At 68.4% G+C, this 22,708-nt stretch carries 27 protein-coding genes; 19 read left to right on the plus strand and 8 right to left on the minus strand.

The features are described from left to right. The first annotated feature begins 57 nt into the window (after nt 1-57). On the plus strand, nt 58-1,761 hold the full coding sequence (locus tag ACW17Y_RS12540) for a sensor histidine kinase (protein WP_492036024.1): 1,704 nt from the start codon (nt 58-60) through the stop codon (nt 1,759-1,761). On the opposite strand, the gene ACW17Y_RS12545 is transcribed toward ACW17Y_RS12540, so the two are convergent. Next, nucleotides 1,758-2,612 carry a hypothetical protein gene (locus ACW17Y_RS12545; protein ID WP_492036025.1) on the minus strand — a complete coding sequence of 285 codons (855 nt, stop codon included), beginning with the start codon at nt 2,610-2,612 and terminating at the stop codon, nt 1,758-1,760. The two genes, ACW17Y_RS12540 and ACW17Y_RS12545, sit on opposite strands and share 4 nt — an antisense overlap. A gap of 91 nt (nt 2,613-2,703) precedes the next feature. Here ACW17Y_RS12545 and ACW17Y_RS12550 point away from each other — a divergent pair, with 91 nt between their 5' ends. Beyond that, nucleotides 2,704-3,030 (plus strand): DUF1491 family protein, encoded by a 327-nt coding sequence (locus ACW17Y_RS12550; RefSeq protein WP_492036026.1) that lies wholly within the window; start codon nt 2,704-2,706, stop codon nt 3,028-3,030. A gap of 114 nt (nt 3,031-3,144) precedes the next feature. Continuing rightward, nucleotides 3,145-3,525 (plus strand): hypothetical protein, encoded by a 381-nt coding sequence (locus ACW17Y_RS12555; protein ID WP_492036027.1) that lies wholly within the window; start codon nt 3,145-3,147, stop codon nt 3,523-3,525. A gap of 12 nt (nt 3,526-3,537) precedes the next feature. Here the strand turns inward: ACW17Y_RS12555 and ACW17Y_RS12560 are convergent, their stop codons facing one another. Then, nucleotides 3,538-3,699: a hypothetical protein gene (locus tag ACW17Y_RS12560; RefSeq protein ID WP_492036028.1), complete on the minus strand. Its 162-nt coding sequence runs from the start codon at nt 3,697-3,699 to the stop codon at nt 3,538-3,540. A 181-nt stretch (nt 3,700-3,880) separates the two neighbouring features. On the opposite strand from ACW17Y_RS12560, the gene ACW17Y_RS12565 reads away from it, so the two are divergent. Both ACW17Y_RS12565 and ACW17Y_RS12570 read left to right on the plus strand, forming a co-directional pair. Beyond that, the gene (locus ACW17Y_RS12565; protein ID WP_492036029.1) at nt 3,881-5,524 is read left to right on the plus strand and encodes a peptide chain release factor 3; all 1,644 of its coding nucleotides are present in this window, start codon (nt 3,881-3,883) and stop codon (nt 5,522-5,524) included. Between the two features lie 84 nt (nt 5,525-5,608). Beyond that, entirely contained in the window at nt 5,609-6,289 is a 681-nt protein-coding gene (locus ACW17Y_RS12570) for a hypothetical protein (RefSeq protein WP_492036030.1), read from the plus strand. Nucleotides 6,290-6,292: 3 nt separating this feature from the next. On the opposite strand, the gene yczE is transcribed toward ACW17Y_RS12570, so the two are convergent. Next, entirely contained in the window at nt 6,293-6,904 is a 612-nt protein-coding gene (yczE, locus tag ACW17Y_RS12575; protein WP_492036031.1) for a membrane protein YczE, read from the minus strand. A 59-nt stretch (nt 6,905-6,963) separates the two neighbouring features. On the opposite strand from yczE, the gene yczR reads away from it, so the two are divergent. Further along, nucleotides 6,964-8,397, plus strand: coding sequence for a MocR-like transcription factor YczR (yczR, locus tag ACW17Y_RS12580; RefSeq protein WP_492036032.1), 1,434 nt, complete (start codon nt 6,964-6,966; stop codon nt 8,395-8,397). A 4-nt stretch (nt 8,398-8,401) separates the two neighbouring features. Here the strand turns inward: yczR and ACW17Y_RS12585 are convergent, their stop codons facing one another. Then, nucleotides 8,402-9,499 carry an alkene reductase gene (locus ACW17Y_RS12585; RefSeq protein ID WP_492036033.1) on the minus strand — a complete coding sequence of 366 codons (1,098 nt, stop codon included), beginning with the start codon at nt 9,497-9,499 and terminating at the stop codon, nt 8,402-8,404. Between the two features lie 160 nt (nt 9,500-9,659). Between ACW17Y_RS12585 and ACW17Y_RS12590 the strand changes: the two genes are divergently transcribed. From ACW17Y_RS12590 to ACW17Y_RS12600, 3 genes are all read left to right on the plus strand, one after another. Next, nucleotides 9,660-10,910, plus strand: a complete 1,251-nt coding sequence (locus ACW17Y_RS12590) for a hypothetical protein (RefSeq protein WP_492038299.1) — start codon at nt 9,660-9,662, stop codon at nt 10,908-10,910. Nucleotides 10,911-10,980: 70 nt separating this feature from the next. Continuing rightward, entirely contained in the window at nt 10,981-11,565 is a 585-nt protein-coding gene (locus ACW17Y_RS12595; protein ID WP_492036034.1) for an RNA polymerase sigma factor, read from the plus strand. Further along, nucleotides 11,552-11,920: a DUF6768 family protein gene (locus ACW17Y_RS12600; protein WP_492036035.1), complete on the plus strand. Its 369-nt coding sequence runs from the start codon at nt 11,552-11,554 to the stop codon at nt 11,918-11,920. Before ACW17Y_RS12595 ends, ACW17Y_RS12600 begins: the two co-directional genes overlap by 14 nt. A gap of 85 nt (nt 11,921-12,005) precedes the next feature. Here ACW17Y_RS12600 and ACW17Y_RS12605 read toward each other — a convergent pair whose 3' ends face one another. From ACW17Y_RS12605 to cysQ, 3 genes are all read right to left on the minus strand, one after another. Continuing rightward, the gene (locus ACW17Y_RS12605; protein WP_492036036.1) at nt 12,006-12,314 is read right to left on the minus strand and encodes a hypothetical protein; all 309 of its coding nucleotides are present in this window, start codon (nt 12,312-12,314) and stop codon (nt 12,006-12,008) included. A gap of 120 nt (nt 12,315-12,434) precedes the next feature. Next, on the minus strand, nt 12,435-13,250 hold the full coding sequence (locus ACW17Y_RS12610) for a helix-turn-helix domain-containing protein (protein ID WP_492036037.1): 816 nt from the start codon (nt 13,248-13,250) through the stop codon (nt 12,435-12,437). A gap of 108 nt (nt 13,251-13,358) precedes the next feature. Beyond that, nucleotides 13,359-14,141 carry a 3'(2'),5'-bisphosphate nucleotidase CysQ gene (gene cysQ / locus ACW17Y_RS12615; protein WP_492036038.1) on the minus strand — a complete coding sequence of 261 codons (783 nt, stop codon included), beginning with the start codon at nt 14,139-14,141 and terminating at the stop codon, nt 13,359-13,361. A gap of 97 nt (nt 14,142-14,238) precedes the next feature. On the opposite strand from cysQ, the gene chpT reads away from it, so the two are divergent. From chpT to recA, 9 genes are all read left to right on the plus strand, one after another. Then, nucleotides 14,239-14,919: a histidine phosphotransferase ChpT gene (gene chpT, locus ACW17Y_RS12620; RefSeq protein WP_492036039.1), complete on the plus strand. Its 681-nt coding sequence runs from the start codon at nt 14,239-14,241 to the stop codon at nt 14,917-14,919. Between the two features lie 94 nt (nt 14,920-15,013). After that, nucleotides 15,014-15,379, plus strand: a complete 366-nt coding sequence (locus tag ACW17Y_RS12625; protein ID WP_492038300.1) for a response regulator — start codon at nt 15,014-15,016, stop codon at nt 15,377-15,379. Nucleotides 15,380-15,410: 31 nt separating this feature from the next. After that, nucleotides 15,411-16,226: a CheR family methyltransferase gene (locus ACW17Y_RS12630; RefSeq protein WP_492036040.1), complete on the plus strand. Its 816-nt coding sequence runs from the start codon at nt 15,411-15,413 to the stop codon at nt 16,224-16,226. A 63-nt stretch (nt 16,227-16,289) separates the two neighbouring features. Next, complete coding sequence (locus ACW17Y_RS12635; protein WP_492036041.1) at nt 16,290-18,173, plus strand: M20/M25/M40 family metallo-hydrolase; 1,884 nt, start codon at nt 16,290-16,292, stop codon at nt 18,171-18,173. Nucleotides 18,174-18,232: 59 nt separating this feature from the next. Further along, a complete protein-coding gene (locus tag ACW17Y_RS12640; protein ID WP_492036042.1) occupies nt 18,233-18,925 on the plus strand; it encodes a class I SAM-dependent methyltransferase in 693 nt (230 codons plus the stop codon). An 80-nt stretch (nt 18,926-19,005) separates the two neighbouring features. Next, nucleotides 19,006-19,827: a DUF4344 domain-containing metallopeptidase gene (locus ACW17Y_RS12645; RefSeq protein WP_492036043.1), complete on the plus strand. Its 822-nt coding sequence runs from the start codon at nt 19,006-19,008 to the stop codon at nt 19,825-19,827. 49 nt (nt 19,828-19,876) lie between these two features. After that, nucleotides 19,877-20,101 carry a DUF433 domain-containing protein gene (locus ACW17Y_RS12650; protein ID WP_492036044.1) on the plus strand — a complete coding sequence of 75 codons (225 nt, stop codon included), beginning with the start codon at nt 19,877-19,879 and terminating at the stop codon, nt 20,099-20,101. After that, the gene (locus ACW17Y_RS12655) at nt 20,098-20,430 is read left to right on the plus strand and encodes a DUF5615 family PIN-like protein (RefSeq protein WP_492036045.1); all 333 of its coding nucleotides are present in this window, start codon (nt 20,098-20,100) and stop codon (nt 20,428-20,430) included. The genes ACW17Y_RS12650 and ACW17Y_RS12655 overlap by 4 nt, the downstream gene beginning before the upstream one ends. Nucleotides 20,431-20,609: 179 nt before the next feature. After that, on the plus strand, nt 20,610-21,692 hold the full coding sequence (gene recA, locus ACW17Y_RS12660; RefSeq protein ID WP_309627747.1) for a recombinase RecA: 1,083 nt from the start codon (nt 20,610-20,612) through the stop codon (nt 21,690-21,692). A gap of 278 nt (nt 21,693-21,970) precedes the next feature. Here recA and ACW17Y_RS12665 read toward each other — a convergent pair whose 3' ends face one another. Beyond that, nucleotides 21,971-22,324, minus strand: coding sequence for a thiol-disulfide oxidoreductase DCC family protein (locus ACW17Y_RS12665; protein ID WP_492036046.1), 354 nt, complete (start codon nt 22,322-22,324; stop codon nt 21,971-21,973). Between the two features lie 102 nt (nt 22,325-22,426). Between ACW17Y_RS12665 and ACW17Y_RS12670 the strand changes: the two genes are divergently transcribed. Then, nucleotides 22,427-22,627 carry a hypothetical protein gene (locus ACW17Y_RS12670; RefSeq protein WP_492036047.1) on the plus strand — a complete coding sequence of 67 codons (201 nt, stop codon included), beginning with the start codon at nt 22,427-22,429 and terminating at the stop codon, nt 22,625-22,627. Nucleotides 22,628-22,708 lie beyond the last annotated feature (81 nt).

Genomic DNA, 22,708 nt, shown 5'->3' on the forward strand with positions numbered 1-22,708 from the left:
TCGACGGTCGGCGCGCTCCCCTCCCCGGCCCCTCGCCCCGGCCGCCCGGACATCTGTTTGACCTCTGTCGCCCGCCCCGATCCGGACGCCTCTCCGCCGCCCACGCGCGCGATGGGCGAGGGCCTGTCGGCGCTGACGGCCTGGCATGCGGCCTGGGCCGTGGGCGCGATCCTGTCGCTTGTGGCCGGCGCGACCCTGGGCTGGATCAGTGGCTCGGCGATCTTCGGCGCGGCCGCCATGGTCGTACCCGGCCTCGCCGGCCTGGCTCTGGTGTGGCGGGACGGGACGGGGGAGCGGTCTCTGTTGCTGGTGGTCTGGACCCTCGCAGCCCTGTCCGCAGCCATGTTGTCCGGCGGACTGGCTGGGCCGCTTGTGGGCTATGTGGGCATGCCGTTCGTGGCGGCTCTGGCGCTCGGCGGACCCCGCCATGGCGTAAAACTGGCCCAGGCGGGCGCGGTCGGCTCGGGCGTCGCGGCCCTCGGCGGCCAGTTGTCCGCCCTGTTCGTCGGGCCGCCGGAAAGCCAGCCCCTGCCCGCCGCAATCTCCGTCCTCCTCGCCATGATCGCGGCCGTGCTGGCCGTGCGGCTCGCCTGGCGGCTGCGAGAGACCAAACTGAATGCCGCCGAGGCCATGACCCTGCGCGTCGAGACCCTGCTCGCCGCCCAGCCGGCGCTGACACTCGTGCTCGAGCCGTCCGGTCGCGTCCTGGCCGCCTACGGCTCGCCCCCGCCTGCTCTGGACCCAGAGGCCCTGTTCCAGTCCGGCCTGTTCGCCGCTGTTCACGCCCCCGACCGTCCAGCGATCCTCGCCGCCATCGACCGGGCGGTGGCAGGTCAGGAAGGTCAGGCCCGGTTCGCCCCCCGCATCGCGCTGGACCGCCGCGTCAATCTGATCCTGCGCCGCATGGACGACGGCGAGACGGGCCCGCGCCTCATCGCCCAGGCCTTCGACGCCACCCGGCAGTTCGCCACCGAGATCGGTCTGGAGGCCGCCCGAGCCGAGGCCGTGGCCCGTGACAGCGGCAAGACCCGCTTCCTGGCCAACATGTCCCACGAACTGCGCACGCCGCTGAACGCCGTGCTCGGCTTCTCCGACATCATGCGCCAGCGCCTCTTCGGTCCCCTGCCCCAGAAATACGCCGACTATGCCGACAGCATCCACGAAGCCGGCGGCCACCTGCTGGACCTGATCAACGACGTCCTCGACGTGTCCAAGATCGAGGCCGAACGCTACGAGCTGTCGCGCGAGACCTTCGACGCCCGCGAGGTGGTGTCGGAGGCCGTCGCCCTCGTCCGCGTCACCGCGACCGACAAGGGCGTGGGCCTGAACAGCCTTGTCCCGGACGAGCCCCTGAGCGTCGACGCCGACCGTCGCGCCCTGAAGCAGATCACGCTGAACCTGCTCTCCAACGCCATCAAATTCACCCCGGCGGGCGGTTCCGTAACCCTGACGCTGGACGTCATCGGCCCGTATCTGGAACTGGTCGTGTCCGACACCGGCGTCGGCATCGCCGCCCGCGACCTCATACGTCTCGGCCGCCCGTTCGAACAGGCCGGCGCTGTTGAACAGAAGGTCCAGGGCACAGGTCTGGGCCTGTCGCTGGTCCGCGCCCTGGCCGAACTGCACAGCGGCCGGATGAGTCTTGAAAGCACCTTGGGCGAAGGCACGGCGGTGACCGTGCGAATGCCCGTGGCGGTCCCCGTTCGTCCCGTCGCGCCTGAGGGCGGGGCGGAGATCATCACCCTGAACGTGGGCGGCTAGACCGTCCCCAAGGCCACGAACGCGCGCGCCGCCGCGAAGTCCCCGGCCTCGAAGGTCGCGGTCGCAACGCTGCCGTCTCGGAACAGGAATTGGATCAGGAAGGGTTCGCGAGGGTCGAGGCGCGACAGGCGATCTCCGCCCGTCGCGGGGAAATACCAGGTCTCGCCCTGGGTCTTGCCGGTCGCCAGCAGGGTGGCGGCCGCAGGCGCGGCGCCCGAGGACCAGACTTCCTGACGCGCGCTCTCGGGCGGCAGGACGGCGCGACCGGCGGCGGTCAGCCACGGGCGGGCGGCCAGGGCCGGGTCGCGCATCACCATCCGCGCCGCATAGGGCCGCGGACGCCCCACGAAGGAGACCACGGCCGAAAGCGCCTCGCCGCCGGACACATTGCCTGAGCCCGGTGCAACCGCGGTGAGCCCGAACCTCACAGGCGACGCGCCGGTGACCGAGGTCTGCACCAGTCGCCAGGTCGCCGCCTCGCGTCGAACGCGGTCGGCGGTCCAGGTGGAGTGGTCGCCGTTGAAATCCATCCGCGGGATTCGCTGCCATCCGGCGAAGGCGTCAGCGACCCGGTCGCGCACCATGGCCAGTTCGGGGTTGGCGCAGGAGACCTGACGCGCCCGCGACCTTGCCCGGGTGGCCGTGGCCTGCAGCGTCGCCTCGGTCGTGCCGGCGCGCAGGGCCGCGCCACGCGATTGCAAGGTCGCGGCCGACAGGGCCCCGGCGACCGGCGCGCGGAACAGCCGGCATTTCTCGTGCGCGGCCAGGACGAAGGTCCGGTCGTAGAAGGTCCCCGTGCCGTCGGCGAACGCCGCCACCGGCGTCGCCGCCATCAGGACGGCGGCGGTCATGGCTCTGGCGGTGCGGGTCGAAAGGCCTATCCTCATGAGCCCACCGTAGCGCCACGTCGTTCCGGTCCCGTTTCCGAGCAGGGTTACCGATTTGCTTCTGAACTCAGACCTGTGGGTCGGCGCCCTGATCCGCCGCGCCCAGATCGAGGGGGCCAATGCGACCGTCGTGCGCCGGGGCGACATGCGCGCGGGGACCGTGATCGTGAAGGCCTACAATACGTCCGAACGGACCGCGCGCCTGTATTCGGAAGCCGTCGGACAGGATGGAGAGCGTCTGTGGATCCAGCCGGTCAGCGGGACTGAAAGCGAACTGGACGCCTATATCGAACGCCAGCGCACCTATGACCCGGACATCTGGGTGGTCGAGGTGGAAGACCGGCAAGGCCGGCATTTCATCGTCGAGAAGGTTCAGGACTGAGCTCCCGGCTCTGGTCGCAAATCCTTAACGACGTTCGGGAACGGAACCGAAAACCACTGGGGCGTAGGTTCACGACGTCGGCGAGAAACGTCGGCGTCAGGCGAGTGCCCCAATATGCTGTTTCTCATGAACGACGTGGTGTTCGACCTGAACGAGGCCTCTCCGGTCACGTCGGCCGATGCGCGCCGGTTCGAGAAGCTGGGCTTCGACTACCTGATGGAGCTCGGCTGCGAGCTGTTCGCCGAGGACCCGCTGCTGCATCGGAACGATCCGGAGCGCGCCCGTCGCCTGGCCTGGCTGATCCACGACCGCTCGCCGGACGTGAACGCCGCCCTGTTCGCGGCGCCCGAGACCGATTGCGATCCCGCCCTGGTCGAGCCCCTGTTCTGCGCCCTGCCCGAAACGGTCATGCGCCAGCTTCACGCGCGCGGCGGCAAGGGCAAGCTGGACGCCGTCGCCGCCGACCGCGCCGTCTGGGGGCGAATGGCCGCCTGAAGTCCTGCTCGTCTACATCAGGACGTTGAACACCACATGCACCAGCGCCGCGGCGCCGATGATCACGGTGAAGCCTGCCGCCAGGCAGATCGCAGGATGAATCTCGCGCTCCGTGAAGTGTTTGGACGGAGCCCGGACCTTCGAAACGCGGTGTGCTGAATCCAGCAAAGCCATAGCCGTTTCCCTCTTCCCTGCGGCGTCCGGCTCATGTCCGGAACGTCTCGCAATCGGAGGATGACTCCAAAGACCCTGCATGGCGAGGGGATTCTCGCCGACTTCTCGACGGACCTTCGAGAGCAAGCCCTCGCGCCCGCCCGCGTGACTTTGACGCCGTCGCGCGCTACCTCCCGCCCCCATGTCGAAACTGACCCTCGAACAGGAGGCCCTGCGCCGCAGGACCTTCGCCATCATCGCACACCCCGACGCCGGCAAGACCACGCTGACGGAGCATATCCTGCTGTCCGGCGGCGCCATCCGGGCGGCCGGCGCGGTGCGGGCGCGCGGCGAGAACCGGCGCACCCAGTCCGACTGGATGAAGATCGAGAAGGAGCGCGGCATCTCCGTCTCCGCCTCGGTCATGACGTTCGAGCACGACGGCAAGATGTTCAACCTGCTCGATACGCCCGGGCACGAGGACTTCTCGGAAGACACCTACCGCACCCTGACCGCCGCCGACTGCGCCATCATGGTGCTGGACGCCGCCAAGGGCATCGAGCCCCAGACCCTGAAGCTCTTCGAGGTTTGCCGCCTGCGCGACATCCCGATCATCACCTTCATCAACAAGCTGGACCGCGAGGCCCAGGACCCGATGGCCCTGCTGGACGAGATCGCCTCGCGCCTTCAGCTCGATCCCTCCCCGATCTGGTGGCCGGCGGAGAGCGGCAACCGCCTGCGCGGCATGGTCGAGATGGGCACCGGCAAATTCCAGCCCTATGCCAAGAAGCCGGCCGGTTCGAAGGATGACGTGCCCCACCCGGCCGCCCTGCCACTGGCCGAGGCCGGCGAGTATTTCGAAGCGGGCGAGCTTCAGGCCCTGATGGACGCCCGGGAACTGGTCGAGGGCGGCTATCCCGCCTTCGACCGCCAGTCCTTCCTCGAAGGTCATATGACGCCGGTCCTCTGGGGCTCGGCCCTGCGCCACTTCGGCATCGACGAACTGCTGGCCGCGATCGGCGAATGGGCGCCGCCGCCGAAGACCATGCCGGCGCGCAAGGAAGCCCCGCCCGAGACCCGCAACGCCCCCGCTCCCGTCGAACTGACCGTCGAGCCCGGCCATGCCGAGGTCACCGGCTTCGTCTTCAAGGTCCAGGCCAATATGGACCCGAACCACCGCGACCGTATCGCCATGTTCCGCATGGCCTCGGGCAGCTTCAGGCGCGGCATGAAGCTGAAGGTCCAGAACACCGGCAAACAGCTGTCGGTGAACGCCCCCATCATGTTCTTCGCCTCTGACCGCGAACTGGCTGACGACGCCTTCGCCGGCGACGTGATCGGCATTCCCAACCACGGCGTGCTGCGCGTCGGCGACAGCCTGTCCGAAAGCGGCCTGATCCGCTTCGCCGGCCTGCCCAACTTCGCCCCGGAAATCCTCCAGCGCGTGCGGGTCAAGGATCCGCTCAAGGCCAAACACCTGAAGAAGGCGCTCGACGGCCTGGCCGAGGAAGGCGTCACCCAGTTGTTCCGCCCGGAGATCGGCGCGGACTTCATCGTCGGCGCAGTCGGCCAGCTGCAGTTCGAGGTCATGGCCGACCGTCTGGGCGAGGAATACGGGCTGGAGGTCATCTTCGAGCACAGCCCCTATGCCGAGGCGCGCTGGATCGCCCAAGTCGAGGGGGGCGACAAGGCCGACGTCGAGGATTTCATGTCCAAATACCGCGGCCAGATGGCCCGCGACATCGACCAGGCCCCGGTCTTCCTCGCCAAGTCCAGCTGGGAGACCGGCTACGTCATGGAACGCTTCCCGAAGGTCGCCTTCACCAAGACGAAGGAACGCGGCTAGGCGTCACATTCCGTCAGTCGTTTCGCGGCTGAACCTCGACCTTTCGCCATCGTTCTGTCGTTGATGCGTGATCGAAGAGACGACATGAACGGACGAACAAAGACCTGTGGAACGACCCTGGCGCTGGCGGCCGGCGCCCTGCTGCTTGCGGGCCCCGCCTCGGCCCAGCAGAGCCAAAGCTCGGCCACCACACGCTCGCTGAACACTGCCCCGACCCAGTCGACCCTGACGCCTCGCCCCAATGCGCAGCCGCCGCTGAGCGCCGCCGAACGGCCGCAAGCGGCGCGCCCGCAAACGACGCGCCCGCCATCTTCAACCGCCGACCGCACCCTCGAAGACCTCTTGGGCGAGACCGCCGGGACCGAACGTCCCACCGGCGTCACCCTCGCCCCCGGCCAGACCGAGCCCGAGCCCATCCCGATGACGCTCGGCTACTATGTCCGGGGCGACAAGGACTGCGAACAGGTCTGGCCCGGCGAGGGCGATCTGGCCTTCCTGACGCCGACCGCCTTCACCATCGACTATGGCGGCTGCGAACCCGGCCAGTTCCTGCAGACTGGCCCGAACAGCTGGGGCGAGGAACAGCGCTGCAGGACCGAGCGCGGCGGCGACGCGGGCGCCTACAACGTCACCTACGAAGTGCTCGGCACGGACGTCATCAAACGGCAGGCCCGGCTGGGTGACGATGTCGACACCGCCGAGGACGACCTGTGGAACTTCTGCCGTCTGGAAGATGTGCCCGAGAACGCCCGCTTCGGCTCCTAGGCGTCAGGTCGGCGAGGGCGCCGGAACGACCTTCGACTCCGGCCTGATCTCGAACATCGGCAGGAAGACCTGCAGCAGCGGCCCGTTCGACAGCGCATAGGCCACAGTGCCGACGCCGATCGTGCCGCCCAGCATCCAGCCCATGACCAGGACCAGCCCCTCGATCGCCATCCGCACCCAGCGAACCTCCCAACCTGTCACCCGCACCCCGCCGGTGGTGAGGCCGTCTCGCGGACCGGGTCCAAGGCCAGCGCCGATATAGGCCCCCGTCGCCGCGCCATTCAGCAGGATGGCCCCGATCAGGAATCCGGTCTGCAGCCCCAGCCCGTGGATCTCCGGCAGGAAATGCAGGCTCACATCCGCCGCCGTGCCGATGACCAGCACATTGCAGATCGTCCCCACGCCCGGCTTCTGCCTCAGCGGGATCCAGATCAGCAGCACCAGAGCCCCGACGATATTGACGATCAGCCCGAGGCTGAGCCCCGTCATCTCCGACAGGCCCTGATGGAAGACGCTCCACGGATTCAGCCCGAGGTCGGCGCGGACCATGAGGGCCAGCGACATCCCGTACAGAAGCAGGCCGATCTGGAGCTGGATGAAGCGACGGATGAACATGCGGCTACGCTAGAACAACCGGCCTTGTAAACCATAGCCACTTTGGCGACGGTGGCCTCATGTCCGTCGTCAACCTCATCAGCCTGTCCCGCCACCTCGGCGACTGGCGTGCGTCCGGGACCAAGGACGTCGCATGGCGCAGCCTGGCCGATGCCCTGAAGGGTCTGGTGCTCGACGGCCGCCTGCCGCTCGACGCCCGCCTGCCCGGTGAGCGACGCCTGGCGGAGGCGCTGGGGGTCAGCCGCATCACGGTCAGCGCGGCGATGGACCGGCTCCGCGCCGACGGCTTCCTGACCAGTCGCGTCGGCGCCGGGACCTATACCGCCCTGCCCTTCCGACGCGCCGAGCGTCTCGAAGGCCTGTTCCACGTCGCCCCGGGGCCGGAGGTCGTCAACATGGCGACAGCCGTCCTTCCCGCCGGGGCGCATGTCCACGCCGCCTATGCGCGAGCGCTGGACTCGTTGCCGGCCCACCTGCCGGGACACGGCTACGACCCCATCGGTCTCCTCCCGCTCAGACGTGCGGCGGCCGAGGCCTATGATCGTGCCGGCCTGCCGACGACACCAGACCAGATCGTGGTCACGGCGGGAGCCCAGAACGGTCTCGCCATCCTGCTGCGCGCCTTCGGGCGACCGGGCGATGCGGTGGTGATCGACCACCCGACCTACCCCCACGCCATCGAGGCCATCGTGCGCGCCGGCATGCGGCCCGTGCCCGTGGCCCTGACTCCCGCCGGCTGGGACATTGACGGTCTGGTCGCCACCATCGACCGGGTCCGGCCCCGACTCGTGTATCTGCTGGGCGCGCACCAGAACCCGACCGGCCACGTCATGGCCGCCAAGGATGAAGCGCTGGTGGCCGTCGCCGTCGCCCGCGTCGGCGCACTGATGGTTATGGACGACACCCAGCGCGAGCTCTGGTTCGACACGCCCCCGCCGCCACCCGCCGCGCCCGGCCCGCATGTCGTCCGCGTCGGCTCGATGAGCAAGACCTGGTGGGGCGGTCTCCGGATCGGCTGGATGCGGGCGGAGACCGAAGTCGCCGACGCCGCCGTCCGCGCCCGGGCCTCGCTCGATCTGGGCGCAGCGGTGATCGAACAACTCGCCGCCGCCCACCTTCTGGCCGGGGATCAAACCCCCGTCGTCGAACGCCGCGCTGCGCTGGCCGCGCGGGAGGCCGTGCTTCACGCGCGGCTGGCTCAGGTTCTGCCGGGCTGGAAGACGACCCGCCCGACCGGCGGCCTGTCCCTGTGGGTCGCCCTGCCCCGCCCGGTCGTCGGCGCCCTGGTCACGGAGTCCCGGAAGTCCGGAGTCATCATCGCGCCGGGCACGCGCTTCGGTATCGACGGCGCCTTCGACCGGTTCGTCCGCCTGCCCTACTGCCTCCCCGAGCCGGAGCTTGAGGCGGCCGTCGACGCCCTGGCCGAGGCCTGGAGCCGCATCGGCGACCGCCCGGCCCGGCGCGCGAAGACGCCGGAGCCGGACGTGTTCTGAAGGCCTACGCCTCCGCCGTCTCCAGGAACGGATAGTCGGTGTAGCCCTTGGCGCCGCCGCCATAGAAGGTGGCCTTGTCAGGGGCGTTCAGCGGCGCGTTCTGCCTCCAGCGCTCGACGATGTCCGGATTGGACAGGGCCGGGACGCCCAGGCTGACCAGATCGGCGCGACCTTCCTCGATCGCCTTCTCGGCCAGTTCGCGGGTCAGGCCGCCGTTCAGCATCACCGGTCCGCCGAAAGCCTCGCGCATCTTCGCAGCCAGCTTCGGCGCACCGTCCCAGCCAGCCATGGCCGTGCCGGGCTCGCCCTCGATGATGTGCAGATAGGCGAGACCGAAGGGCTTCAGGGCGCCGGCTGCATGAACGAAGATCGTCTCCGGATCGGAATCCCGCGTTCCGTTCGACCCGTTGGACGGCGACAGACGCACCCCGACCCGGTCGGCGCCCCACACGGCGACCACGGCGGCGACCACCTCAAGCAGGAACCGCGAGCGGTTCTCGACCGTACCGCCGTAGCTGTCGTCGCGCTGGTTCGAGCCGTCCTTGAGGAATTGGTCGATCAGATAGCCATTGGCCCCGTGGACCTCGACCCCGTCGAAGCCGGCCTTCTTGGCCATCCCGGCGGCGTGGACATAGTCGCCGACGATGCCCTTGATCTCGTCCACCGTCAGGGCGCGAGGGACCTCGAACGGCGTCAGGGAGAAGTCACGCTTCATCGCATTGCCGACGGCCGCGATGGCCGAGGGGGCGACGGCCTGCCCGCCGTCGGGCTGATAGTCGGGGATCGACACGCGACCGACATGCCAAAGCTGGGCGACCATCTTGCCGCCCTTGGCGTGCACGGCGTCGGTGATGGCCTTCCAGCCCTCGACCTGCGCCTCCGTGAAGATGCCGGGGGTGTTGGGATAGCCCTGACCGGACTGACTGATCTGGGTCGCTTCCGAGACGATCAGGCCGGTCGAGGCGCGCTGGGCGTAGTATTCGACCGCCAGCGGGTTCGGGACCTCGCCCTCGATCGCCCGGCTGCGGGTCAGGGGAGCCATCGCGATCCGGTTCTCGAGATGGATCGCGCCGAGGTCGATGGGGTCGAAGAGGGTCGTCATGTGAAACACCTGGTGTTGCGGTCCGGATCAGGTAGGCGCCGGTCGTGTGCGGCGCAACAGGCCGCAGTGGAACCGCAGCGCGGCGTCGGGTTTGCTAGACAAGGAAGCGAACGCCTGAGACGGTCCCGATCCGGGACGCGCGGAGAGTGACGACGTGGCCATGTTCGAGTTCGGCAAGGATCTGAGACGGCTCTTCGTGCAGGCGCGCGAAAGCGACGACCTCGGCTGGCTGGAGCTGATCGGCGTCAATCTGCTGGCGCGCGAGGCGAAGTCCCTGACCACCGACGGCGGCCGCATTTCCTGCACGCGTCCGTCCCAGACCTGGCATCGCGCCTCGATCCTGTGGCGCGAGCATGCCCGCCGCAGCGGCGCCCCCGACAGCATTGCTCGCGCCCTCTCCACCGCCCAAGACGCCCTGAAGGCCGCGCGCACTGAGGACGAACGCGCCCGCGCCCTCCTGGCCGGCGCCCAGGCCCTGATCACGAAATTCGACCTGTTCGGTGACCGCGACACCGTGGTCCAGGCGATGGAGATGGCGCGCGACGCGACCTCGAAACGCCTGCCGACCCTCGCTTCCATCGCCGGCGTCCATGCCCGCATCCGCGCCCGTCAGGCCCGGCTGAGCGAAAAGACCAACGACCGTCAGGACGCCGCAGCCCTGATGGACGCGGCCCTGCACGCTCTGACCCGACACAATCCGCTCGAGGCCGACGACCTGCGGCTCGACGCCGCCGCCCTGGCGCTCGAAGGCGGCATCATCCAGCGAGACGCCCGTCTGCTGGATCAGGCCGGCCGCGACCTGACTGCCCTCGTCGAAGCCTCATCGCCGGACACCCGCCCCCTGACCCGCGCCCGCGCTCTCGCCCTCTGCGCCGCCGGGCTCTCGGCCCTCGCCGCCATGGCCAATGACGACGCGGCGATGAAGACGGGCCACGAGATGTTCGACGCCGCCGCCGACCAGTTCTTCGTCGATCACAGCCCGCTCGACTGGGTCGCCATCCAGATCGCCCGCTCCATCGATCCGAACGCTCCCATCGAGCCGGTCCGCCAATCCGTCGCCCTGACGACCGGCCAGGGCACGATCCTCGGCGCCCTGGCGCTGGACCTGATGGTCGCGCGCGAAGTCGATGCGGCGGCCGCCGCCGGCGACCTGACCGAACTGACGAAGATCGAGACCCGCGTCCGCCGTCGCCTCGCCGACCGCACGGTCGTTCCCACAGCCGTCGACTGGGCCGTCGACCAGATCGCCATGGCCCGTCTGATGATCGCCCGCAGCGAGTTGATGGGTTCCGACCCGGATCAGGCCGCCTTCGTCCTCGCCGAAGCCGCCGAGGCCGCCCGCGACCACGGCGTTCCGGTCATCGCCGACCGCGCCAGGGGGCTGATGATGGGCCTGCCCGTCCGAGCCTGAAACCTTGGGTTCGAACGATTTCATCCATCCGGATTGAACCGTTCTCTTCGCAAGCGTCACCTATGTGCCGATGACGAGATCGAACACAGGGCTGACGACAACCACCCGGCGGCTGCTGGACGAGTATCTCGTCGTGGCGGCCCAGGGCGGGGATCGGCGCGCCTTTTCCGATCTGGTCCAGCGCTGGCAACCGCGACTGGTCGCCCATGCCTGGCGCCTCCTGGGAGACGGCGAAGCAGCCCGCGACTGCGTTCAGGCGGGGTGGCTGGAGATCACACGCGGGCTGACCGGCCTTCAGGACGAGCGGGCCTTCCCGGCGTGGGCCTACAGGATCGTCTCGCGGCGCTGCGCCAGGGACATCGCTTCCAGCCGACAACGCCGCGAGATTTCGCGCGCGGCCGCCGCCGAGCCGCCCGCCCTGCACGAGACCCCGGATCTCGCGGCCCGCGACGACGCCCGCCGTTTGCACGCCGCCATAACCGCGCTGCCGCCGGCCCAACGCGCCGCGGTCGCCCTGTTCCATTTCGAGGACCTCGGCGTCGCCGAGATCGCCGTAGCCCTCGATGTTCCCGCGGGAACGATCAAAACCCGCCTCATGCATGCCCGTCGCGCCCTGCGCGCCGTGCTGGAAGGAGACTACAATGACCCGCACTGACGACCTTCTCGATCACGCCATCACGCTCGAAGAGCGCGACCTGCTACGGCGGATCGGCGACGATCCCGGCCATGTGAATCAGGTCCTGTCCCTGTTCGCGGGACGATCCGGCTGGGTCAGCGTGGTGCTTCTGGCCGCCCAGGCGGTGATGTTCGTCGCCGGGCTCCTGACGGGCTGGCGGTTCTTCCAGGCGGACGACGCGCTCTCGGCCGTACACTGGGGCCTGCCCGCAGCAGTCTTGCTGATCATGTCCCTGATGCTGAAGTTGGCCCTGTGGCCGGCCATGCAGGCCAATCGTGTCCTGCTGGCGCTGAAGCGTCTGGAACTGATGACTGCTCAGAAAGGCCCGATCTGAGCGCTGATGTCGCAAGCCAACTGAACGACAAAGGGGCGGCGATCCCCCCGGACCGCCGCCCCCGCGTCAACCGACTGACTGGTCGTTAGGCCAGATCGTCCTCATCGGCGTCACAGTCTTCGTCTTCGTCTTCGTCCTCGTCCTCGTCCTCGTCCTCGTCCTCGTCTTCGTCTTCGTCTTCGTCCTCGTCTTCGTCTTCGTCTTCGTCTTCGTCTTCGCAGTCGTCCTCATCGTCCTGGACGAGCGAGAGGCCGCCGTCGTCGGCGAGCGAGGTGACCGAAGCCATCCAGACCGGCGCTTCGGCCGGAGCCATGTCGGCTTCGGCGCTGGCGGGCGCCACGGCCCCTGCGGCCATCAGAAGGCCCATGGCCGTGGTTGCGAGAAGCAGTTTCATTTCAGAAGTCCCCCTGTTGAGTGGATTGGTTAAGGTTGACCATTCAGCGAACGCTGTCCACTGAACAATTTTGGTACGCTCGGCGAGCTCGCATTGGAAACACGGGGCTTTTCAGCCCCGTCAGGTATCGTCAGAGCCGACGGCCGCCAGCAGAATGCTGAACATGCCGAAAAAGTAGAGTTCGTAAGCATCCGCGAAGCCCGGTGTCAGCCTCAGCGTCTCGGGCGTTTCGCCAGCCGAAATGAGCCCGGCCTCCTCCAACTGCTTCAGAACCCGGCGACCGTGCGTTCTGGAAACACCCAGTCGCTTCGCCAGTCGGCTGAGGTTGAGGTCAATCACACCCTCCGCGCGCGGGTAGCCGGCCTCGAACGCCGCCTCGGCCAGCGAATAGGCGACCATCAGTCCCATCGACCGCCGTCCGACCCCGCCCAGCGGTTCGATCAGCTCCTGATCCAGGGCCGGCGCCGCCAGATGGCGCGTGGCCAGGAAGGCGATGATCCCGTCGAAGACCTTCGGATCGTCATAGGTCTCGACCAGCGCACCGACGCCCGGAACGATCAGGGCCAGGCTCTTCAGCTCGATCAGATAACAGGTGCGGAAAGCCCGAAGCATGGCGGGCGCGGGCGCAAAGCGGCGCTGCCGACCGCGCTGGAACGCGTCCTGAGGCACGATCAGACCCGCCGACTGCATCCGTTTCAGAATGGCCGTCGCCCGCCCGGCGCTGAACAGGTCCTTCGCAACCTCATGCAGACCCCGATGGTACAGCCGGTCGAGCGAATGCAGATGCAGCGCCAGCACGCCCAGCGCATAGGTCGGGATGTCCCCGATGCAGCGATAGAAGCTGGGGTCGTCGTCGAGCAGGGCCAGCGGGCCTGTGGTGGAATTCCGCATGGCGGCGGCGAAGCCGGGTCGTGCGTAGATCGGGATAGGGCTCATGTTTCCGACGCGAGGGGATGCCGTTGAATGGTGAAGCCTGGACTCTTGCCCGATCCCGGCGCCGTCTTCCACTACCGACAGCCATCCCTCGGACAGGCGCTGGGTCGGCTACCCGCCCATCGCCACGAACGGCCCGTTCAGGAAACCCGGCTTGGCGTAGGTCAACGGCTGGCCGTCCGGTCCCAGCACCCGCCCCCCGGCGGCCTCCAGCACGGCCTGCCCCGCCGCAGTGTCCCACTCCATCGTCGGACCGGTGCGAGGATAGGCGTCGAACCGCCCCTCGGCGATCAGACAGAACTTCAGCGACGAGTCCGTCCCTTGCCATTGGGTGCAGCCGTGGCGGGCGGCGAGGCGCGCGGCCTCTTCGTCTGTGACGCTGTGACTCAACAGGGCGAACCCCTCGTCCGGCCGGTTGCGCACCTTGATCGCCCGCCAGACGTCTCCGTAGCGGCGCATCTGGGCTCCGCCGCCCGGCGCCGTGCGCCAGGTCAGGGACGTCGCCGGCGCCGAGACCACGCCGACGGTCGGGCGATTTCCTTCGATCAGGGCGATGTTGACGGTGAAGCTCTCCTTGCCTTGGACGAACCCCTTGGTCCCGTCCAGCGGGTCGATCAGCCAGAACCGCTCGTCCGCGCTCTCGGGTTTGCCGTCGGCCTCTGACTGTTCCTCGGCCACCGCCTGCACCTCGGGATAGAGGGCCGACAGTCGCGACAGAATCAGGGCCTCGGCCTTCTGATCCGCCAGCGTGACCGGGCTGTCGTCGGCCTTGGAGAACACCTCTCCGCCCGCCCGCCAGAACGGCAGGATGACGGCGGCCGCTTCCTCCGCGATCTCGGCGAGGTGGTCGTGCAGGGCGCCGGAGGCGAGGTCGGAAGATAGTCTGCTGCTCATTCGCCGGGGGATAGACCATCGCGAGCGGTTTCGCGAACCGGCAAATCACGCCAGCGTGCCGGTCAAACCCGTAGCCCTCGACGAGCCAGTCCCCCGCATGACCGACGCCGCCTTCACCGCCCAGTCTGGTTCGCAATTGGCCGAACTGCCCGTCGACGGCCAGGAACTCGCCAGCCTGATCGCCGCCAAGCTCTGCCACGACTTCATCTCGCCCTCGGGCGCGATCATGTCGGGTCTGGACCTGCTGAACGATCCGACGGCCCAGGACATGCGCGACGACGCCATGGGCCTGATCGCCGACAGCGCGAAGAAGATGGTCGCCCTGGTCCAGTTCTGCCGCGTCGCCTTCGGGGCCGCCACGACCGCCGAACGGTTCACCGGCGCTGAACTGACCGCCCTGGTCGACAACGTCGTCTCGGGCGGTCGGGCGACCTTGGCCTGGAAACTCGGCGAGGGCGACTTCGGCAAGCCCCAGGCCCGCGCCCTGGTCAACCTGGCCTATTTGACCATCGGCGCCCTGCCGATGGGCGGCGCGGCCACGGTCGCCGTGCGCCGCGAGGGCGCGCAACTGGTGATCGAGGGCGTCGCCGAAGGCGCGCGGGCCCGGCTGAAGGCCGAGGCGGCGACGGGTCTGGCCGGCCAGCGCCTGACCGAAGGCCTCGCGGGTCAGTGGATCCAGCCCTACTGGCTATGGCTGACGGCAGATCAGGCAGGCGGCACGCTCACGGTCGAAGCTGTGGAAGGCCGCGTGTCGATGACGGCGCGGATGCCGTCTTAATCCCGAATCCCAACGCCTCGTTAACCGCCCGGAAGCGATATTGGCGGTTGAAGCGGGGCCTGATTCGAGCCGCTGGGAGACTACCGCGTTGGACATCCGCACCTGCCTGATCGTCGACGACAGCCGGATTATCCGGAAGGTCGCGCGCCGCATCGTGGAAGGTCTCGGGTTCGAGGTCGACGAGGCGGCGGACGGTGTCGAGGCCCTGTCCTACTGCGCAGGCATGATGCCGGACGTCGTCCTGCTGGACTGGAACATGCCCGTCATGGACGGTCTGACCTTCCTGCGCCGCCTGCGCACCACTCCCGGCGGCGACAAGCCCAAGGTCCTGTTCTGCACCATCGAGACGGCGCCTGACCGGATCGCCGAGGCCCTGTCCGCGGGCGCCGACGACTACGTCATGAAGCCGTTCGACTCGGAAATCCTGCACTCCAAATTCTCTGAAGTCGGAGCGGTCTGAAACCAGTCATGACCCGCGCCGTAGCTGTCACATGATCCAGGACGACTTCGACCGTCTGCAGGCCCTGATGGTCTCGCGCGCCGGCTTCAGGCTCGGACGCGATCGCATCCATCTGGCCGAGCACCGGCTGGCGCCCGTCGCTCGCCGCGAAGGCTTCGACAGCGTCGACGACATGCTGGCCAGCCTCTGGGCCAGGCCTGTGGCCAGCCTGGGCTGGGCGGTCATCGAGGCCCTGCTGAACCCGGAGACCTGGTTCCGCCGCGACCGCACCGTGTTCGACACCTTCGCTCGCGAACTCCTGCCTGCCATCGGCAGCGCCCGGCCCGAGGGTCTGGTCCGGGTCTGGTCAGCCGGATGCTCTCACGGACAGGAGCCCTACTCCCTGGCCATGGCCGCGCTCGACACGGGAGCCAATGTCGAGATCGTCGCCACCGACCTGTCCCAGCGCGCCGTCGAGCGCGGACGCTCGGGCTCCTACACCGCCTTTGAGATCCAGCGCGGCCTCGCGGCCCAGACCATGCTCAACTGGTTCGACCCGGCGGACGACGCCTGGGTGGCAAAGCCGGCCCTGAAGGACGCGGTCCGCTTCGCCCGCCACAACCTGCTCGACGCCCCCGCCGACGCCGCCCGGTTCGACGTCATCCTGTGCCGCAACGTCCTGTCGGAGATGGATCCGGCCAAACGCGGACAGGTCGTTGACGGTCTGGAACGCAGGCTGGTCGACGACGGCGTCCTGATCCTGGGCTCCGACGAACGGATCGAGGGCGACACTGTCGCCTTCCGCCCCGTGACGGGCCGCAAGGGCCTGTTCGTCAAGGCGCCCTCCGCCCTCAGCCGGGCGGCCTGATCCCGGTCGACACGGCCCCGCTTGCCCCCCTATGGTCGGCGAAACGTCCGAGGGGGATTCACGATGCGTTGGGCTCTGTTTCTCGGATCGCTGGCGGTTGCGCTTCTGATCGGCGTCCTGGCCCTTCAGGTCCCCGCGCCTCGCGGAACCGAAACCCCCGCTATCGATTTCTCCGCCGTCCGCGCCATGACCGACGTGCGCGCCATCGCCGCCCGTCCCCACCCCGTCGGATCGGCCGACCATGCGCGGGTTCAGCAATATCTGTTCGGTCGGATGACGGCGCTGGGCCTCAACCCCGCGCTTCAGGGCGGCGCCCTGTCGCCGGAGGCCATCGAGCGGCTGGACCGCTGGGGCGGCGATCCGGCGGCGGCGGGCAATCAGGCGGTCAATATCGTAGGCGTCCTGCCCGGCCGGAACCCGACCGCCGCGGCCGTCCTGATGATGGCCCACTACGACAGCGCCTGGGAATCTCCCGGCGCCGCCGACGACGGCGCGGGCGTCGCCGCCGTTCTGGAGGCCGTGCGCGCGATCAGGGAACGCGGCCCGGCCGACCGCACGCTCGTCGTCCTGTTCACCGATGCTGAAGAGCTGAATCTCGACGGCGCCCGCATCTTCTTCTCCGAACATCCGCTGCGCGACCGCATCGGCGCGGTGGTCAATCTGGAGGCCCGGGGCGGCGGCGGACGCGCCTTCATGTTCGAGACCGGGCGCGGCAACGCCGAGACCATCGACCTGTTCAGCCGGGCCGCGCGCCGCGCCGACGGCGGAGCGTCGTCCAGCTCCCTGTCGATCTTCGTCTACGAGAACATGCCGAACGGCACCGACTTCACCATCCCCAAGAGTCGGGGCATTGGCGGAGTGAACTTCGCCTTCATCGGCCGCCCGTCCCAATATCACTCCCCGACCGCGACGCCCGACAACCTCGACCAGGGCGCGGTCCAGCACATCGGCTCCCAGGCGCTGGAGGCGACCGACGCCTTGATCCGGGCCGACGCCCTGCCGGTGGCGGGCCGGAATGTCGTCTACGGCGACTATCTGGGCCTGTTCACCATCGTCCACTCGCTGGATCTCGGCTGGACCCTGCTGGCCCTCACCGCAGCACTCGGCGCCTTCGCCGCCTGGGGCGCGCGCCATGCGACCCGACTGACCGCCGCCGACGTCGGACGCGGCATGCTGTCGGGCCTGTGGGTGCTGGCCATGGGGGTCGTCGTCGCCAGCGGAGTCCGCGTCCTGGCCGGACCGGTGTCGTCACGCGCCGAGTCCGCCGACGTCTACTACACCCTCCTGCGCCGCCTGCCGTGGATGGAGGCCGGGACCGGTCTCGCCATGGCTTCCGTCGCCCTGGCTCTTCTCGCCGGACGTCAGGCGCTCGGCCCGAAACTGTTGGCCGGGGTCATCCTCGCGGCCGTGGTCGCCAGCCTCGCGCTCGGCGGCTTCGATCCGATCGTCGTCGGCGCGGGCTGCATCGCCATCGCCCTCACGGCCTGGCAGCAGACCGCGCCGAAGACCGTCTGGGGCGGCTGGCTCGGCCTGATCGCCCTGATCTTCGTCCTCGGCTGCGCGGCCCAGGCGTCGGCGCCCGAGGCCTCCCTGATCCTGATCTGGCCGGGTCTGCTGGCAACTGCGGCCGCAGCCGCCTGCGCCCTCGTCGGGGCCCGGCTGGAGAACGCCCGCTCCCTGATCCCGGCCGTTGTCGCGACCGTGATCGGAGGGGCCTGGATTCTGAACCTGTCGCATCAGGTCTTCCTCGGCGTCGGCATGGACCTGCCCGGCGTTCTGGCCCTGATGACCGTGCTGGTCCTGCTGTTCCTCGCCCCCCTCGCGCCGCGCGCCAGGGGCACGCTGGCCGCGGCGGCCGCAGCCTGCCTGATCCTCGCCTGCGGCCTGTCCCTGACCGCCCGGTTCGCCGAGCCCGCCCCCCCGCCCACCGCCGACGGCCCCACTTAGGACCCCGCTAACCCTGCCACTTAAGCGGATCGCAAAGCGGCTGCGATATCAGGATCGTCATGAACCTGATCCACGCCCTCCAGGACAACACCGATCCCAACTCGCTGGTGTCGCGCTTCCGCCGCGCCCGCGCCAAACGGATTGTCGATCTGATCACCCGGATCCACGCCAGGAAGGGATCGGTGAACATCATCGATCTGGGCGGCGAGGCGAACTACTGGACCCTGTTCGATTCCCGATTTCTGCAGGCCTCGAAAGTCCGGATCACCCTCGTCAATCCGGGCGGCATAGACGAGATCGCCGACCCCCACCTGTTCACCGTCATCGACGGCGACGCCTGCGCCCTGCCGCAGTACGCCGACCACGCGTTCGACCTGGTCCATTCCAACTCGGTGATCGAGCACGTGGGCGACTGGACCCGCATGGAGGCCTTCGCCGCCGAATGCCGTCGCCTGGCCCCGAGTTACTACGTCCAGACTCCCTATTTCTGGTTCCCGGTGGAGCCGCACTTCTCGGCCCCCTTCTTCCACTGGCGCTCCGAACAGAGCCGGGCGAAGTCGCTGCTCAAGCGCCGCCACGGCTTCTCGCAGAAGGCGCCCGACATGGGCGCGGCGATGCGCGACGTCCAGCACGCCCGCCTGCTCGACAAGGCCCAGTTTCGCTTCCTCTATCCGGACGCGGCCCACCACGATGAGGTCGTCGCCGGTCTGACCAAGTCCCTGATCGCCGTCCGCGACCCCACCTCGCACTGACGAGGTCTGACGGTCTGTTCGCGGACGTTGGCGTAGCGCCCGGCGGGCGCTAGAGAACGGCGCGTTCAGGGGGAAACAGCATGTCCATGTCGATCGCGGCGCACGCACGCCGCTTCACGCTCATCGCCTTCACATCCTTGGTCCTGGCCGCCTGCGAAGACGGCACTGCTTCGGCTGAGTCCGCCTCGGCGGGGCCTGCCCAGGATCGCGGCGACTTCGTCGTCCGGCCAGCCGTCCTGGAAAGCGACGACTACACCGAACTGGCCGCACAGCTGTCGGAAGAGCGCTGGCTGGAGGACGTCGCCGACGTCCTGAACGAGAGCCTGAGCCTGCCGGTCGACATCGGCATGCGCTTCGCCGAATGCGGCGAGAACAACGCCTACTACATCCCCGATGATCGCGAGATTCAGATCTGCATCGAGATGTTTGAAGGCGAGCGCGAAAACTTCGCCAACTACTACGAGACAGAGGAAGAGATAGAGGACGCCGTCAACGGCTCCTTCCTCTTCACCGTCTTCCACGAGGTGGGGCACGCCCTGGTCGACGTGCTGGAGATCCCCTTCACCGGCCGCGAGGAGGACACCGTCGATAGTCTGGCCGCATGGTGGCTGATCGACGGCGACGAGGGCGAACAGTCCGCCATCGCCGGCGCCCTCAGCTTCTACACCGACCCGGAAGAGGCCGCCGACGTCGACGAGAGCGAATTTGCCGGCGAGCACAGCCTGAGCCAGCAGCGCTACTACACCCTGACCTGCCTGGTTTACGGCTCCGACACCGAAAAATACGCCAACCTGCTCGAAGACGAGTGGCTGACCCCGGAACGGGCAGAGCAATGCCCGGCCGAGTTCGAACGGTTGAGCACCAGCTGGTACGCCCTGCTGGACCCGCACCTGAAAGAATAGGCTCGCGCCGTCAGATGCGCCCACTCGCCCATCGTGCTAGACTGACCGGATGAGCGATTACCGCGACATCATCACAGTCGAACCCGGTCGGCGCGGAGGACGTCCCTCGATCCGCGGCATGCGGATCGCAGTCTCCGACGTGCTGGGCTGGCTTGCCGCAGGCATGTCGCACGGCGAGATCATCGCCGACTTCCCTGAACTCACCGAGCAGGACATCCGCGCCGCCCTGGCGTTCGCGGCGGATCGTGAGCGCCGGATAGCCACTGCGGCGTGAAGCTGCTGTTCGACCAGAACCTGAGCTTCAAGCTCTGCGACAGACTGGCGGATCTTTTCCCTGATTCATCCCAGGTCAGGCTGCTGGGTCTGGATACGGCCGATGATCTCCTCATCTTCCACCATGCGCGCGAGCACGGCTTTACGATCGTGACGCATGACAGCGACTTCGCCGATCTGGCCGCGCTTCTGGGAGCGCCGCCGAAAATCATCTGGATCAGGCGGGGCAACCAGCCGAGCCAGACGGTCGAACAGATGCTCCGGGACCAGGTTGAACATCTTCGGACTTTCGATGCCGACGCCGAGTTGAATTGCATTGAGCTCTACTAGGCGGCGTCAAAAACGGACGTAGCCTGCAGACGACGTCCGTCGTTCCAGAAAAGAACATATTGGCAACCGGAACAAACCGTGTACTGTCCGGTCTCACAGGGAGCGGGTCACGGTCACAGGACCGAAGGCGGGCCTCTCCCCCGGGTTTCACAGGAATCATGGCAAAGGAGAGTGGCAAGGTGGCAGCTCAGGCGAATCTGAAATTGGTGGGCAAGGACGACGGCGACAAGCAGCGCGCGCTGGAAGCCGCGATCGCGCAGATTGACCGCGCCTTCGGCAAGGGCTCGGTCATGAAACTGGGCAAGGGCGGGGTCGCCGACGTGATCCCCTCGGTGTCCACCGGCTCGCTGGGTCTGGACATGGCCTTGGGCATTGGCGGCCTGCCGCGCGGTCGGGTGATCGAGGTCTTCGGCCCTGAATCCTCCGGCAAGACGACGCTCGCCCTGCACACCGTAGCCGAGATCCAGAAGGCCGGCGGCACCGCCGCCTTCGTCGACGCCGAACACGCGCTCGACCCCGGCTACGCCCAGAAGCTGGGCGTCAACCTCGACGACCTGCTGGTCTCGCAGCCCGACACGGGCGAGCAGGCGCTGGAGATCGTCGACACCCTGGTGCGTTCGGGCGCCGTGGACATCGTGGTGGTCGATTCCGTCGCCGCCCTGACGCCGCGCGCCGAGATCGAGGGCGAGATGGGCGACAGCCTCCCGGGCCTTCAGGCGCGTCTGATGTCGCAGGCCCTGCGCAAGCTGACCGCCTCGATCTCCAAGTCCAACTGCATCGTGCTGTTCATCAACCAGATCCGGCACAAGATCGGCGTCATGTACGGCTCGCCGGAAACGACGACCGGCGGCAATGCGCTGAAGTTCTATGCCTCGGTTCGCCTCGACATCCGCCGCACCGGCGCGATCAAGGACCGCGACGAGGTCGTCGGCAACACGACCCGCGTGAAGGTCGTCAAGAACAAGGTCGCCCCGCCGTTCCGCGAGGTCATCTTCGACATCATGTACGGCGAGGGCATCTCCAAGCTGGGCGAGATCATCGATCTGGGCGTCAAGGCCGGGATCATCGAGAAGTCGGGCAGCTGGTTCTCCTATGACTCGACCCGCATCGGTCAGGGCCGCGAGAACGTCCGAGCCTTCCTCAAGGCCAATCCCGACATGGCCGACGCCATCGAGGACAAGGTCCGCAAGTCGACCTCGAAGATCGCCGACGAACTCCTGGGCACACCCGAGCCGGACGAAGGCCAGGACCTGGAGGGCTGATCCTCCCCCATCGGGGGAGGGGGACCGCGTCTTCGCGGTAGAGGGGGCAACCCCAGACACCGAGTCCGCGGCCGGCCCCCTCCGTCACGTCGCTCAAGAAGCGACGCGCCACCTCCCCCGTCGGGGGAGGGCCAATGAGACACTCCTCCCGGCCGGTCTCCGCGACCCGCCGCCGACCCCCGCGGGGCTCGGGCCGGGAGGAGCCGCCCGCCCGGCTTGTCCGGGCGGGCTCTTTTCTTTTCCGATCAGGCGGTCGTTCACACCGGCAGACGGCGCGCTCAGCCCCGGCGACCCAGCGCGCGCTGCAGGCCCGGTCGCACCGTCAGAAACAGCCGGTAGAGCCGTTCGAGTGCGGCCAGCACGTTCCGGTTTCTCGCCAGCCGTCCGAAAGGCGCCAGCACGGGGATCGCCCGCCACATCGCCGCAAAGGCCTCGGCGCCGGAAACCAGCCGTCCGTCCTCCCTCGCATGAAACCGGCTGAGCAGTTCGGCCCGGTCGATGGGACAGTGTCCTTCACCCGTCGCCACATCGGTGAAAACGATCGCACCTTGTCGATCGAGGCGCCGAAGCAAGGCGATCTCACGCCGGCAAAGCGGGCAGTCGCCGTCAAACCAGACTTCAAGCGTGGACATGCCCAAGCATAGCACCCCGCCTGATCATTGCCCCGCGTCATGCAGACGCCCTAGAACACCAGCCTTCCGACGCTGGCGGCGCCCCCGCCGAGGAGCCTGCCAATGGCCAACGACATCCCGACCCTGGCCCAGTTCAACCTGGCCGAAGGCGACGACGGCTACCTGCTGGAGATCGGCGGAAGCGACGGCGCCGTGCTGCGCGTCGCCGCCAGCGCCGAACAGATCGACGCCATCATCGAGGCCCTCGACGCCCTTCTGTCGGACGATGACGACGCCGTGGACGAGACCGACACCCCCGCCTGACCGGAAACTCTTGGCTCACGGCCCCGCCAGTCTCTATATGCGCGTTCCCCGATATCCGACGCGCAAACGACTGAATCGACC

It is taken from the genome of Brevundimonas sp. AVps7, from assembly GCF_058681545.1.